We start from the raw sequence: 13,222 nt of genomic DNA, 5'->3' as shown, positions 1-13,222 counted from the left end.
AATATCAATAGATATTGAACGGGAAGTACTTGTCGTTGATCTTTTTATAGGTGCCGTCGGCCACGATTTCTTTCAAGGCAGCGTTCAGCTTGTCGCGCAGCGGGTCACCCTTGCGCACGGCGATACCGATCTTGTCGCTTTCCACCACCGGGTCGCCCTTGAATTCGTAAGCACGGCCAGCATCGGTTTTCAGCCAGTCGTAGTTCACGTATTTGTCCGCCAGGATCGCATCGACGCGGCCGGAGGTCAGGTCCAGGTAGGCGTTATCCTGGGTGTCGTAAAGCTTGGTGGTGATGTCGCTGCCCATTTCATCTTCCAGCCAGGTGCCGGCGAGGGTGGAGCGTTGTGCCCCGATGACCTTGCCGTTGAGTGAGGCTTTATCGGTTTTGAAGTCGACATTTTTTGGCGCGATGAATTGCAGTTTGTTGGAGTAGTACGGGTCGGTGAAGTCCACGGCCTGCTTGCGTTCTTCAGTGATCGACAGCGACGAGACCAGGAAGTCGAACTTCTTGGCGTTCAGGGCCGGGATGATGCCGTCCCAGTCGGAAGTGACCACTTCGCACTCGACTTTCATCTTGGCGCACAGGGCGTCGCCGATGTCTTTATCGAACCCCACGACCTGGCCGCTGGCGTCCTTGTTGTTGAACGGCGGATAGGCCGCTTCGATGCCCATCTTCAGTTTTTCGGCCGCCATGGCGCTGGCCGAAAAGACCAGGCTGGCCGCTGCGGCCAGGAGGAATTTCTTGTAGGTCTGCATGTGTACTGCTCCGTTAGCGGTTGCTGGACATGAATTGTTTGCAGCGCGCCGAAAGCGGGTTCTCGAAGACCTGCTGTGGCGATCCTTGCTCCTCGACCAGGCCTTGATGAAGGAACACGATTTCGCTGGAAACCTGACGGGCGAAGCCCATTTCATGGGTGACCAGCAGCATGGTGCGTCCTTCTTCGGCCAGGGCGCGGATCACACTAAGTACTTCCTGAACCATTTCCGGGTCAAGGGCGGAGGTGGGTTCGTCGAACAGAATCACCTTGGGCTGCATCGCCAGTGTGCGGGCGATGGCTGCGCGTTGTTGCTGGCCGCCAGACAGTTCGGCCGGGTAGGCGTGGCGCTTGTCGGCGATACCGACCTTGGCCAGCAGCGCTTCGGCCACTTCGACGGCTTCGGCCTTGCTCTGGCCAAGTACCCGGCGCGGCGCTTCGATGATGTTATCGAGCACGCTCATGTGCGGCCAAAGGTTGAAGTTCTGGAAGACAAAACCGATCTCGCTGCGCAGGCGGTTGATCTGTTTACCGTCCGCGGCCACCAGTTCACCGTTCTTTGCGGCCTTGAGCTTGAGCTCTTCGCCGGCCACCAGGATCTGGCCCTGGTTAGGGTTTTCCAGCAGGTTGATGCAGCGCAGGAACGTGGACTTGCCGGACCCGGAAGATCCGAGGATCGAGATCACATCGCCGTCGCGGGCGGTCAGCGAGACGCCTTTGAGCACCTCCAGCTGTCCGTAGCGTTTGTGCAGGTTGCGGATTTCAAGCGCGGGCGTGGCCTGGGCCATGTGCGGTCCTCATGGTATGTGCTCCCTTGCTGTTGGCTGCCTTCCTTGGCGAGGCGGCCAAGCTAGCATGCGTCCGAATGGCAGCCAACAGCGCTACGGGCGGTAAACCGGTGATGTGCGGCAGGTTGTCGCATCGGCGCAGCAGACTGTCGCGCCATCAACAACCGAACGGCCGTTTGAACCTGGTTACCGATGAAAAGTCCGGGGAGTCGCGTAAAAAAAGGCGCGATGGTGCCAGCTTTGGGCGGGGGTTGGAAGGGTTAACCGGATGAGCGTTCGTGTTGTGCCTGTTTATTGTCCTGGGAGGGGATTATCTGAATTCCTCTATTCCAATCCGCAGTGTGGGCAAGTTCCAATCGGTCTAAACCCATGTGGACGATTAATAATCAAACAAGAAGCCTCAATTGGTTTTTTCCAGAGAGCGGGAGTTTCCATCATGAAATCCCTCCACCATTTGTTGTGGCCTTTCGTTGCCATCGGCATCCTGCTGTTCCCCATCGCCCTCAATGCCACCAACCTCGCGCCCATAGACAACACCGGCGTGCAGGTCCAACCCATGCAGCAGAACGGCATCACTTACCTGTCGGGCGGTATCGGTGAGGATGAAGCCCGGGCCATCGGGCAGGCCCAGGGTTACAACTTGCACATGACATTCGCGGTTGGCCCGGAAAACAAATACATCCCGGATGTGGAGGTCACCGTGCAGAACGCATCGGGGCAAACGCTGCTGGCGCTGGATGAGGCTGGGCCGCTGGTTTATGTGCAACTGCCGCCGGGCAAGTACAACGTGGTGGCGACGCGCAATGGTGAGGCGCGGCGCGACACTGCTGAGGTAGGCAGCGGGGCCGCGCGCAACCTGGTGTTCCATTGGAACGGTGACGAATAACCGGCCGGTTTATTCGCTGGCGGGTTCTTCCAGGGTCTGGCGGTAGCGGTCCAGCGCCTCGCTGAAGTCCTTGATGAACTCCGGTGTGCTGAGCCAGCGCTGGGCGCTCTCGCGGTCCATTTCATCGACCCACATGCGGTAGTCCACCAGCATGTCGGCGGCCAGGTTGGTCGCCGCCATGCTTTCGTTTTCGGCGTTTTTCAGGTCGAGCAGGCCTGGGCGCTCATTGATCATCACGCTCAGGGATGCGAGCAGCGTATCGAGCATTTCACTGCGGCTGATGGCCTCGGCTTCGCGCAGTTTGGCGAACAGTTCCAGCACGTAGACCGGCGGCTGGGCGGTGGCGTGGGCCGGATCGCCATACATCGGGATCGATTTGCGCCCGGTCATGCGGATTTGCTTGGCTTTGTCTTTGGCGCGCTTGGCGCGTTTTTGCTGTTTGTTCAGTGAGGCCATTGGGCTTCGGTTTCCAATTCGTTAGGGGAGGTCCGCAACACCTGGATTGGAGAGCAATGGGATGCGGCCGGTGACGTGCAGGATAGCGTTCTTGGGGTAGGCGCTGCTGAAAAAACACACTAAAGGCGGTTATTGGGTGTCGGCTGTCACGTCTTCAAGGCGCGCCCGTTCGCGATCCAGCTCGTTGCGCAGCTCTTCTTCCGTGGGCAGCACCAATTGGTATTGGCTGGCGAACAATTGTTCATGGCCTTGCAACACGGAATAACGCACCACCGAGTCGTCTTTGCGCGCACAGAGAATGATGCCCACGGTAGGTTTGTCGTCAGGGCCGCGCTTGAGATCATCGTAGAGACGTACATACATATCCATCTGGCCGATGTCCTGGTGGCTGAGCTCGCCACGTTTGAGATCGACGATCACAAAGCACTTGAGCAGGTAGTTGTAGAAGACCAGGTCGATGTAGAAGTCTTTGCTTTCGGTGCTGATGCGTTGCTGACGGGCAATGAAGGCGAAGCCCTTCCCCAGCTCAAGCAGGAAACCCTGTAGCTGGTCGATCAAGGCCTGCTCCAGGTCCGTTTCCAGTAGCGTGCCGGCGTTGGGCAGGCCGAGGAATTCCAGAACCACCGGATCCCTGACGATGTCCCGGGGGCCGAGGTTCATTTCCTTGATATGGGTGCCGGCTTCCTGCTCCACCGCAGGCCTGTCGCGGCTGGCCAGCAAGCGTTCGTAATAGAAACTGCCGATCTGGCGTTCCAGGGCGCGGGTGGACCAGTTTTGGACTGCGGCTTCGTTCATGTACCAATGACGAGCATTGTCATTTTCGATGCGCAGGAGCAAGCGGTAGTGGGGCCAACTCAATTCGTGACGCAGTGCGTCACACATTGGAAAGGCCTGATAGAAAAGTCGCATGTAGCGCAGATTCGAGGCATCAAATCCCTTCCCGAACCGCGCCGTCAGCACTTTCGCCAGTGACGGCAGCAGCCGTGTCCCATAGGCCGCCCGTTCGGCGCCGCCTTGTTCGAATTCAATGATGTGCCGGCCGATCTGCCAGCAGGTTTGTACCTGGAGCGTATCGACGGCACGCAGAACCTTCTGCCGTGCCTGGCGAATCAGCTCGCCGAGTTCGTTGATCAAGGGGGCGAGCTGTGGGTCATCTTGAGGCAGCATTGGCGTCATCGCAGTGTCCAGCCATTGAGAGGGGCGGACCGCAAGGATGCTCCGGGCGACGTTTCGATGATGCCGGACGGGGCTGAATGCTTGGGAGGAAAAATAACTGGTTTACGCAGGACGGGTATGACGCCGCCCCATGTTGGTTGACCTTGGTTTGTAGGAACTATCCCTGCAGTCTGTCATCCCCTCTGGCCCCTTGGGTGACAGTCAGACCTTGCCTTGCGCCAGTGCCTGGGATGCAGCCACATAATCGGCCTGGAATTGTTTGCTTTCCACCCAATCCAGCGCGGTCTGCTCATCCACACCGGTGGTCAAGCGGCGGTATTCGATCAATGCGGTAAAGATGAAGTCGGTCGCTTCTTCCTCACCTTCTTGCTCCAGCACCAGCTCCAGCAGTGGATGCCCCAGGAAGGCGATGCACATGGCCTGCTGGCTGATCTTTTCGGCAGCGCCCATGAGTCGGAACATGTCCGATAGGTCCACGGTTTCCAGGTCGATGCGTTCGTCGTTCGGGTCGAGGAAATCGTTCGGCGCAGCAGCACGCTTAGTACGGTTCTGCTTGGCTTTCGCCTTGGCGCGCTGGCTGCGCTTCTGCTGTTTGTTCGCCGATGACATGGTCGGATTCCTGATGGATAAGGCCATCTATCCTACAGCTTCAACGCGCACGCTTCGAATCTCAATCCACGATGAAGAGCGTAGCCCCCGATGAAGTGGAGGAGCGATGGGGTTCGGCCTGGTCGGCGACCTGGTAGCTCATGCCGGGCTTGAGCAAAAATTGCCGACCGTCTTCGAGTTCAGTATTGAGCTCGCCCTTGAGGCAAAACAGGATGTGGCCCTTGGTGCACCAATGGTCGGCCAGGTACCCCGGCGTATATTCCACCATCCGCACGCGAATGTTCCCGAACTGCTGGGTGCGCCAATACGCGGTTCCAGTGACACCTTTGTGTTCGGTGGGCTCGATGGTTGACCAGTCGGTGGTGCCAAAGGGGATGCCGGTGATGTCCATGTCGACTCGCTTGCTGGGGGGGAGCGGACGAATGTAGCCGAGTCGGTAAGGCGGAGGAAGAAAATCCCGGGCAATAAAAAACCCCGATCAATTGCTTGATCGGGGTTTTCGGTATTTGGTGCCCAGAGACGGAATCGAACCGCCGACACGGGGATTTTCAATCCCCTGCTCTACCGACTGAGCTATCTGGGCAACGGGGCGCATTAAACGGGTTTTTCAGGGGGGCGTCAAGCAAGTTTTCAAAAAATATTTAACTATTACCGTCGCTTACGATCCGCCCCCGTGTTGAACAGCTTATTCGGATGGCGGTACGTAGCCTTCGGCCTTGGCGTAATCTTCGCCGGAAAAGTACTTGTCCATCTCGCCCTGAAGGTATTTGCGATCTTCGGCGTTCATCATGTTCAGGCGTTTTTCGTTGATCAGCAGGGTCTGGTGCTTCTGCCAGTCGGCCCAGGCCTTGGCCGAGACGTGGTCGTAGATGTCCTGGCCCTTGGCACCCGGGAACGGCGCACGTTCCAGGCCTTCGAGTTCTTCTTTGTACTTGCGGCACATGATGGTGCGGGTCATTGCAACTCTCCTGCGTTCATTACGGCGGCCGCGCGTTCGAGCAAGGTTTTGACCGGGGCGGCAAGGCCCAGGCGCGGCGGGGTGGCGAGGTTATACCAGAGCCAGTCGGCCTCGGCCACGTGATGGCCGGTTTCCCGGACCCGGACCAGCCAGGGTTCGATCGCCAACTGGAAGTGGCTGAAGGTATGCACCAGGCTTGGCATCTCCTGTTGGCTGCCCAGTTCCAGCGAGTGTTGCAGGGCCAGGTGCTGCAGGTCGTCGAGGTCGTCGAGTTCCGGCAGGCTCCACAGCCCGCCCCACAGCCCCGTGGAAGGGCGACGGTAAAGCAGGATTGCGCCTTCGTGGTTCGCCAGCATCGGCATCAAGGTGCGCTTCTTGGGCACTTCCTTGCGAGGCTTGGGAATCGGGTAGCGGGTTTCCAGGCCCAGCATGTGGGCCTCGCAGCCTTGCTTCAGCGGGCAGAGCAGGCAACTGGGCTTGCTGCGGGTGCAGAGCGTGGCGCCCAGGTCCATCATCGCCTGGGTGTAGGCGTTGACGCGGTCTTGTGGCGTGAAGCGCTCGGCGGTAGCCCACAGCTGTTTCGCAACCTTGGGTTCGCCTGGGTAGCCTTCCTGGGCGGTGAAACGCGCCAGCACGCGTTTGACGTTGCCATCGAGGATCGGCGCCCGCAGGCCCATGCTGATGCTGGCAATGGCGCCAGCGGTGGAGAGACCGATCCCCGGCAACTCAGTGAGTTTTTCCACGTCCCGGGGAAACTCCCCGTCGTACTGTTCGACGACGATTTTCGCGGTTTTCTGCAAGTTGCGCGCACGGGTGTAATAGCCCAACCCGGTCCACAGGTGCAGCACTTCGTCCTCCGGTGCGGCGGCCAGGGCTTGGACGGTGGGCAGCGAGGCCATGAACCGGTCGAAGTAGTTGAGCACGGTACTGACCTGGGTCTGCTGCAACATGATTTCCGAGACCCACACCCGATAGGGCGAGATGGCTTGTTGCCAGGGCAAATCGTGGCGCCCGTGGCGGTCGAACCAGTCCAGTACGGCGGTGGAAAACTGCTCGGCTCTCATCGCTTGAACAGCCCCTTGAGCGCATCTTTGAGTTCGGGGCTGACCTTGTCGCCGAGCTTCTCATCGATCTTGTCGCCGAGACGGTCGCCGGCCAGTTTCGCCGCGACCTTGCCCAGCCCTTCGTTGTCCAGGCGGCAGGCCTTGGCGCCCAGTTCCAGCGGACCGCGGCAGCGCAACGGCCATTCGACGTCGACGTAGCGTTCGTTGACCTGGCAGGCCGGGTCGGGCATGTCGCTCTTGTCGCCTTCGACGATGACGCCGACGCGATAATCCATGCCCAATACTCGCAGGTCGATGTCGCCGTTGCCGTTGACGGTCATGCCGGGGATGCGGACTTTCAGGTCCGGGTTGTGAGCAACGCCATTGTTGAAGGTGAGATTGCCGTTGAGTTGCTGGAACGGCGTGTCCTTGCCCCGGGGTTCGCCGCTGAGGGTCTGGCGATTGAGGGTGGCGATGCCTTTGCACAATTGCTGTTCGAGGTTGGCATTGAGCAGCACGCCATCGTTGATGACGAACCCGGCGGTGCCGTTGAGGCTCTCGATCAGGGCTTTCTGGCTATTACCGCTGGCGGTGATCGCGCTGTTGACGGTGACCAGGCCTTTGACCGGTGGATTCTTGCCTTGGCTTTCGATGATCTTCTCGGCAGGGACCCGGTTGATGCGCGTTTGCAGGCTCAACTGTGGCGTAGGCTGGCGCACGTCCAGGGTGCCCTTGGTTTCGAAGTTGCCGCTGTACAGGTCGCCTCGCAGGTTCTCCAGGGTCAGCAGGCCGCCCCGGCCGGTGGCCTTGAGCGCAGCGTTCTGGATCGGCAGTTTATCGAGGGTCAGTTGCCCGAAGGTCAGGTCGGCATCGAGGTCCAGCTTGCTCAGGCGTTCCACTGGAAACAGTCGATCGTTACTCCAGGCACCCAGGGTCGGAGCGCTTGGCAGCGGTGTACTGCCGGCACCGGCCATGGCGCTGGCTTCGGTGTTGCTGACTTCGGCTTCGCGGGCGGCCTTGGAACTGTCGGCTTCGGCGGACTTTGGCGGCAGGTAGCGGTCGACGTTGAACGTGTCGGCCTTGAGTTGTGCGCGCAGGGACTGCTTGGCGAAGTCCTCCACGGCGATGCGACCGCTGAAGTTGCTGTCGTCCACTTTCAGGTTGATGTCGTTGAGCTCGACACTGGTTGGCGTGCCGGCAATGCGGCTGGACAGCTCGACCTTGCTCAGGCTGCCTTCGGCCATGTCCGGGAGTTTCTGGCCGACGCTGTCGACGAACTTCGCCAGATCGAACTGGGCGATCGACACCCCGCCATTCAATTGCGGGGTCTTGTCGAGGTCGTTGACCTTCAGTTCACCCAGGGCGCGCAGTTGATTGAGCGACAGCTTGATGCCGGTCCACTCGGCGACATTGGCCGCCTTGTCCAGGAACAGTTGGCCTTGGGCGGCGAAATTCAGGGTCTTGCCCTGCAAGGGGTCGCCGGTGGCTTCGCCGGACAGTTTCAGGTCTTCGAACTTGTAGCGCTGCAGGGCGCGCTCGAAGCGCAGTTCACCCGTCACTTCGGTGCGTACGCGTACGGCCGGCTGGTTGCTGGACAGGAATGCGGTCAGGGTGACCGGGATATTGGTGGAGTCGTGGACCGGGCCGGTGCTCAGTTGGATGCTCTCGGCCGTGAACAGCTTGCCAGTCTGCTCGTCGGTGTATTCGACCCGGGCGTTGTTCACGGTCAGGCTGTCGATGTCCAGGCGGGTCGGCTGGGCAGGTTTTTCGGCCGGGGTGCTGGCGGGCGGGGTCGCTTGTTCTGCCGGCACCGGTGCCGGCGCGTTCGCCGTCGTCGCAGAGGCTGGCGCCTTGCCGATGTCTTCCCAGTTGCCGTGACCGTTCTTGTCACGGTTGAGCCGCAGGTTCAGGCCTTCGACCCGCACATCGCTCATTTGTACTTCCCGGCGCAGCAGCGGTATCACCCGTACCGAAAGGCCGAGCATCTGCAGGTCGGCGAAAGGCTGCGTTGGGCTGGCCAGGGTCGCGACGCTGGCGTCGTGCAACTCAAGGCCCAGCCATGGAAACAGGCTCCAGCCGATGTCGCCATTGAGGGTCAGCTCGATATGGGCCTTGTCGCGGGCTATCTGGCGGATCTCTTCTTTGTAGTCGTTGGGATCGAACAGGTGGCTCAGGGCAAAGCCCAGGGCCACAATGATCAGCAACAGCCCGAGAAGTACCAGACCCAGGATTTTGCCGAACGCTTTCATGGGCGAATCCTTGTAGGTTGAGTTCAAAATTTAGCCGGGAGTATAACGCTGTGGATTGGTGGTGGTGCGTTGGGACCGCAAATCCACTGTGGGAGCGAGCTTGCTCGCGATAACGGTGTGACAGCCAACGAAGGTGTGCGTGTGCGACCGCCATCGCGAGCAAGCCCGCTCCCACAGTGGTTTCTAATCCTGGACCAACATCAGCCCCAGCTTGGTCGCCAGCGCCTGGGCTTGCAGATGCCCGGCCGGCGCCAACAAATGCAGCTCGGCACCGTTTGACGCGGCCATTCGCCGGGCTTCGCTCACCAGCCGTTCAGCCACGCCACGGCGGCGGGTGATGCTTCGTACGCACAGGTGGGACAAGCGCCAGGCGTTCTGGTGCCGTTGCAGTCGTACGGCACCGAGCAGGCGGTCATTGAACCGTGCTGCTACCAACGAGCCTTCCTCAAGGCATTGCGCGATCAGTTGCGTGGCATCGCCAAAGGGTTCAAACAGCCAGGCCGGGGCATCCCGGTAGATTTTCTGCAGGTCCTGTTGGTCCTGACAATTGGCGTCAGTAATGGGCTCGACAACGATGGGCATGAAAATTCCTGAAAAAATAAATCGTTAGCCCCCTACAGAAAGCGAGCAAGCGTGCGATAAGACAGATGGCACGAAAAAGGTGATATCACTTTGGTTTTTCTGCCGCGAGCAAATGGTAACCTTTGCCCGTTCGTCCGTCCTTCTGCGACTTGATGTCGCACACTATGGAGCTTCACCAGAAAATACAGCCATGCCTGCGTGCAATGAAGGCTGAGGGTGAGGCGTGGCTGACGGACCATTCCAATAACTGGGGGATACACAATGAGCACGAGCATCACGGCGGACGGCATCGCCGACCAGCCAGCGTTCCTCTCCAAGGAACGTATCATCGCCAAGCCCGGTTTCAACCGGTGGCTGGTTCCACCGGCCGCACTGGCCATTCACCTCTGCATCGGCATGGCCTATGGCTTCTCGGTGTTCTGGTTGCCACTGTCCAAAGCCTTGGGTGTCACCAAGCCTGTGGCCTGTGCACCGGATATGAGTTTCATCTCGCAAGTCTTTTCGTCCCAATGCGACTGGCCGATCTCGATGCTCGGCTGGATCTACACCCTGTTCTTCATCTTCCTGGGTTGCTCGGCAGCCATCTGGGGCGGCTGGCTGGAACACGCCGGGCCACGCAAGGCCGGCGTTGTATCGGCATTGTGCTGGTGCGGTGGCCTGCTGATTTCCGCGCTGGGTATCTATACCCACCAGATCTGGCTGATGTGGGTCGGTTCCGGGGTGATCGGTGGTATCGGCCTGGGCCTGGGCTACATCTCGCCGGTGTCGACCCTGATCAAGTGGTTCCCGGACAAGCGCGGCATGGCGACCGGCATGGCGATCATGGGCTTCGGCGGTGGTGCGATGGTCGGTGCTCCGCTGGCCGCGGCGCTGATGAACCATTTCGCTTCGCCAACCGGCGTGGGCGTATGGCAGAGCTTCCTGGTCATGGCCGCGATCTACTTCGTGTTCATGATCGGTGGCGCCTTGTCGTACCGCGTTCCGCCGACCGGCTGGAAGCCTGAAGGCTGGACCCCGGCACCGAAGAAAGCCGCGAACGCGATGATCACCCATCGCCACGTTCACGTGAACGTTGCCTGGAAAACCCCGCAGTTCCGTCTGGTATGGCTGGTGCTGTGCCTGAACGTATCCGCCGGTATCGGCATCCTCGGCATGGCTTCGCCACTGTTGCAGGAAGTGTTCGGCGGCAAGTTGCTCGGCAATGACCTGCCTTTCGGTCAGCTGGACGCCGTGCAACTGGGCCAGATCGCGGCCATCGCCGCTGGTTTCACCGGTCTGCTGAGCCTGTTCAACATCGGCGGCCGGTTCTTCTGGGCCTCCTTCTCGGATTACCTGGGTCGTAAAAACACCTATTTCGTGTTCTTCGCCCTGGGCTTTGCCCTGTACGCGCTGATCCCGAACCTGGGTCACCTGGGCAGCGTCGCGCTGTTCGTGGCGGCGTTCTGCATCATCCTGTCGATGTACGGCGGCGGTTTCGCCACCGTGCCGGCCTACCTGGCGGACCTGTTCGGTACGCAAATGGTCGGCGCGATCCACGGTCGTCTGCTGACTGCCTGGGCGGCGGCGGGCGTGCTGGGTCCGGTACTGGTGAACTACCTGCGTGAATATCAACTGAGCATCGGCGTTGAACGTGCCGCGGCCTATGACATCACCTTGTACATCCTCGCCGGCCTGCTGGTGCTGGGCTTCCTCTGCAACCTGATGGTCCGTCCGGTCGCCGACAAGTACTTCATGACCGATGCCGAACTGGCCGCCGAACAGGCGCTGGGCCATGACAAAGGCGCCGACAGCAGTACTTCGCTGGAGTGGAAAGCCGCACCGGGCACCAAGTCCCTGGCGATCGCCGCCTGGCTGGTGGTGGGCATTCCGTTGGCGTGGGGTGTGTGGGTGACCCTGCAGAAGACGGCGGTGTTGTTCCGCTAAGACCGTTGCCCTGACCCTCCGGTAAGGGCAACCCTTGTGGGAGCCAGCTTGCTCGCGATGAGGGTGTGTCAGTCGACATCATGGTCGGCTGACCCACCGCTATCGCGAGCAAGCTCGCTCCCACATTTGTTTTTGGGTGACCTTGAAAGCTTGTATGGACATGTCTATCGCCGACAGCGCGGGAGACAACCCGTCAGGGATATCACCTCCCGTGTTTCTGTTTGCCGCTCGCGCCCCTATAATGGCTGCCTTTTTCGCCCAATGATTTTGCGGAGCTGGTGATGGCCGAACGTAAGGCGTCTGTCGAGCGCGACACTCTGGAAACCCAGATCAAAGCCTCGATCAACCTGGATGGCACCGGAAAGGCCCGGTTTGATATCGGTGTACCTTTTCTTGAGCACATGCTGGACCAGATCGCCCGTCACGGGCTGATCGACCTGGACATCGTCAGCAAGGGCGACTTGCATATCGACGACCACCACACGGTGGAAGACGTCGGTATCACCTTGGGCCAGGCCTTTACCAAAGCCATCGGCGACAAGAAGGGCATCCGTCGCTACGGCCATGCCTATGTGCCGCTCGATGAAGCGCTGTCGCGCGTGGTCATCGACTTCTCTGGTCGTCCGGGCCTGCAGATGCACGTGCCGTACACCCGTGCCACCGTCGGCGGCTTCGACGTTGACCTGTTCCAGGAATTCTTCCAGGGCTTCGTCAACCACGCCAACGTTACCCTGCACATCGACAACCTGCGCGGGCACAACACCCACCACCAGATCGAAACCGTGTTCAAGGCTTTCGGCCGCGCCCTGCGCATGGCCGTCGAGCTCGATGATCGCATGGCCGGCCAGATGCCTTCCACCAAGGGCGTCCTGTAATGCAGACGGTCGCGGTAATCGACTACGGCATGGGCAACCTGCACTCGGTGGCCAAGGCCCTCGAGCACGTGGGCGCCGGCAAGGTGCTGATCACCAGCGATGCCGACGTGATTCGCGAAGCCGACCGGGTGGTGTTCCCCGGCGTCGGTGCGATTCGTGATTGCATGGCCGAGATTCGTCGCCTGGGCTTCGACAAGCTGGTGCACGAAGTCAGCCAGGACCGTCCGTTCCTCGGCATCTGCGTGGGTATGCAAGCTTTGCTCGAACGCAGCGAAGAGAACGACGGTGTCGATTGCATTGCCATGTTCCCAGGCCAGGTGAAGTTTTTTGGCAAGGGCCTGCATGAAGACGGCGAGCACCTGAAAGTCCCGCACATGGGTTGGAACGAAGTGAAGCAGACGGTGGATCACCCGCTGTGGCACAACATTCCGGACCTGGCGCGCTTCTACTTCGTGCACAGCTACTACATCGCCGCCGGCAATGCGCGGCAGGTGGTGGGCAGCGGTCACTATGGCGTTGATTTCGCCGCGGCCCTGGCCGATGGTTCGCGCTTCGCCGTGCAGTTCCACCCCGAGAAGAGCCATACCCATGGCCTGCAGCTGTTGCAGAACTTCGCCGCGTGGGACGGGCGCTGGTAATGGCCCGCAAGAAACCGCCGATCCTCACCCTCACGCCCGAGCAGGAGAGTGAAGCGAACCGCAAGATCCAGCGGTTCATGGAGGACCGTTTCGAGCTGGACCTGGGCTCGTTCGAAGCGGCGGAAATTCTTGACCTGTTTACCCGCGAAATTGCTCCGCACTATTACAACAGGGCGATTTTCGATGTGCAGACGCACCTTAAAGAAAGGTTCGAAAGCATTGAAAGCGACTTGTGGGCGCTCGAGAAAAACTGATTTTCGAGCCAAGCTGAATATTCGTATTT

At 60.1% G+C, this 13,222-nt stretch carries 15 protein-coding genes and 1 tRNA gene; 5 read left to right on the top strand and 11 right to left on the bottom strand.

Annotated features, from left to right (window positions below):
• Positions 1–4: 4 nt before the first annotated feature.
• Together Q7F16_RS20445 and Q7F16_RS20440 are read right to left on the bottom strand one after the other, a co-directional pair.
• Entirely contained in the window at positions 5–757 is a 753-nt protein-coding gene (locus Q7F16_RS20445) for an ABC transporter substrate-binding protein (RefSeq protein ID WP_014336085.1), read from the bottom strand.
• Positions 758–770: 13 nt separating this feature from the next.
• Positions 771–1,544 carry an ABC transporter ATP-binding protein gene (locus Q7F16_RS20440; protein WP_079301527.1) on the bottom strand — a complete coding sequence of 258 codons (774 nt, stop codon included), beginning with the start codon at positions 1,542–1,544 and terminating at the stop codon, positions 771–773.
• Positions 1,545–1,980: 436 nt separating this feature from the next.
• Here Q7F16_RS20440 and Q7F16_RS20435 point away from each other — a divergent pair, with 436 nt between their 5' ends.
• A complete protein-coding gene (locus Q7F16_RS20435; protein ID WP_409556881.1) occupies positions 1,981–2,430 on the top strand; it encodes a carboxypeptidase regulatory-like domain-containing protein in 450 nt (149 codons plus the stop codon).
• A 9-nt stretch (positions 2,431–2,439) separates the two neighbouring features.
• Here the strand turns inward: Q7F16_RS20435 and Q7F16_RS20430 are convergent, their stop codons facing one another.
• The 9 genes from Q7F16_RS20430 to panM all read right to left on the bottom strand — a co-directional run bounded on the left by Q7F16_RS20430 (position 2,440) and on the right by panM (position 9,503).
• Positions 2,440–2,886 (bottom strand): hypothetical protein, encoded by a 447-nt coding sequence (locus Q7F16_RS20430; RefSeq protein ID WP_014336088.1) that lies wholly within the window; start codon positions 2,884–2,886, stop codon positions 2,440–2,442.
• Between the two features lie 129 nt (positions 2,887–3,015).
• A complete protein-coding gene (locus Q7F16_RS20425) occupies positions 3,016–4,062 on the bottom strand; it encodes a PDDEXK nuclease domain-containing protein (RefSeq protein WP_046064081.1) in 1,047 nt (348 codons plus the stop codon).
• A gap of 201 nt (positions 4,063–4,263) precedes the next feature.
• Positions 4,264–4,671 (bottom strand): hypothetical protein, encoded by a 408-nt coding sequence (locus tag Q7F16_RS20420; RefSeq protein ID WP_014336090.1) that lies wholly within the window; start codon positions 4,669–4,671, stop codon positions 4,264–4,266.
• A gap of 61 nt (positions 4,672–4,732) precedes the next feature.
• A complete protein-coding gene (locus Q7F16_RS20415) occupies positions 4,733–5,062 on the bottom strand; it encodes a DHCW motif cupin fold protein (protein WP_014336091.1) in 330 nt (109 codons plus the stop codon).
• Between the two features lie 116 nt (positions 5,063–5,178).
• A tRNA-Phe gene (locus Q7F16_RS20410) sits at positions 5,179–5,254 on the bottom strand.
• Between the two features lie 102 nt (positions 5,255–5,356).
• Positions 5,357–5,629: an oxidative damage protection protein gene (locus Q7F16_RS20405; protein WP_003196814.1), complete on the bottom strand. Its 273-nt coding sequence runs from the start codon at positions 5,627–5,629 to the stop codon at positions 5,357–5,359.
• Entirely contained in the window at positions 5,626–6,693 is a 1,068-nt protein-coding gene (gene mutY, locus Q7F16_RS20400) for an A/G-specific adenine glycosylase (RefSeq protein WP_046064083.1), read from the bottom strand. Before mutY ends, Q7F16_RS20405 begins: the two co-directional genes overlap by 4 nt.
• The gene (locus Q7F16_RS20395) at positions 6,690–8,921 is read right to left on the bottom strand and encodes an AsmA family protein (protein WP_409556882.1); all 2,232 of its coding nucleotides are present in this window, start codon (positions 8,919–8,921) and stop codon (positions 6,690–6,692) included. Before Q7F16_RS20395 ends, mutY begins: the two co-directional genes overlap by 4 nt.
• 183 nt (positions 8,922–9,104) lie before the next feature.
• Entirely contained in the window at positions 9,105–9,503 is a 399-nt protein-coding gene (gene panM, locus Q7F16_RS20390) for an aspartate 1-decarboxylase autocleavage activator PanM (protein WP_409556883.1), read from the bottom strand.
• Between the two features lie 261 nt (positions 9,504–9,764).
• Here panM and Q7F16_RS20385 point away from each other — a divergent pair, with 261 nt between their 5' ends.
• The 4 genes from Q7F16_RS20385 (at position 9,765) to Q7F16_RS20370 (ending at position 13,193) form a co-directional block, all read left to right on the top strand.
• A complete protein-coding gene (locus Q7F16_RS20385; RefSeq protein ID WP_018606324.1) occupies positions 9,765–11,426 on the top strand; it encodes an OFA family MFS transporter in 1,662 nt (553 codons plus the stop codon).
• A gap of 281 nt (positions 11,427–11,707) precedes the next feature.
• The gene (hisB, locus tag Q7F16_RS20380; protein ID WP_003186751.1) at positions 11,708–12,301 is read left to right on the top strand and encodes an imidazoleglycerol-phosphate dehydratase HisB; all 594 of its coding nucleotides are present in this window, start codon (positions 11,708–11,710) and stop codon (positions 12,299–12,301) included.
• Positions 12,301–12,939 (top strand): imidazole glycerol phosphate synthase subunit HisH, encoded by a 639-nt coding sequence (gene hisH / locus Q7F16_RS20375; RefSeq protein ID WP_046064086.1) that lies wholly within the window; start codon positions 12,301–12,303, stop codon positions 12,937–12,939. The genes hisB and hisH overlap by 1 nt, the downstream gene beginning before the upstream one ends.
• Positions 12,939–13,193: a DUF2164 domain-containing protein gene (locus tag Q7F16_RS20370; protein ID WP_018606317.1), complete on the top strand. Its 255-nt coding sequence runs from the start codon at positions 12,939–12,941 to the stop codon at positions 13,191–13,193. Before hisH ends, Q7F16_RS20370 begins: the two co-directional genes overlap by 1 nt.
• The last annotated feature ends 29 nt before the right edge of the window (positions 13,194–13,222 follow it).

This window comes from Pseudomonas sp. Lb2C2, assembly GCF_052112205.1.
Classification (GTDB): domain Bacteria; phylum Pseudomonadota; class Gammaproteobacteria; order Pseudomonadales; family Pseudomonadaceae; genus Aquipseudomonas; species Aquipseudomonas kilonensis.
This window is presented reverse-complemented; position numbering and strand designations above follow the sequence as displayed.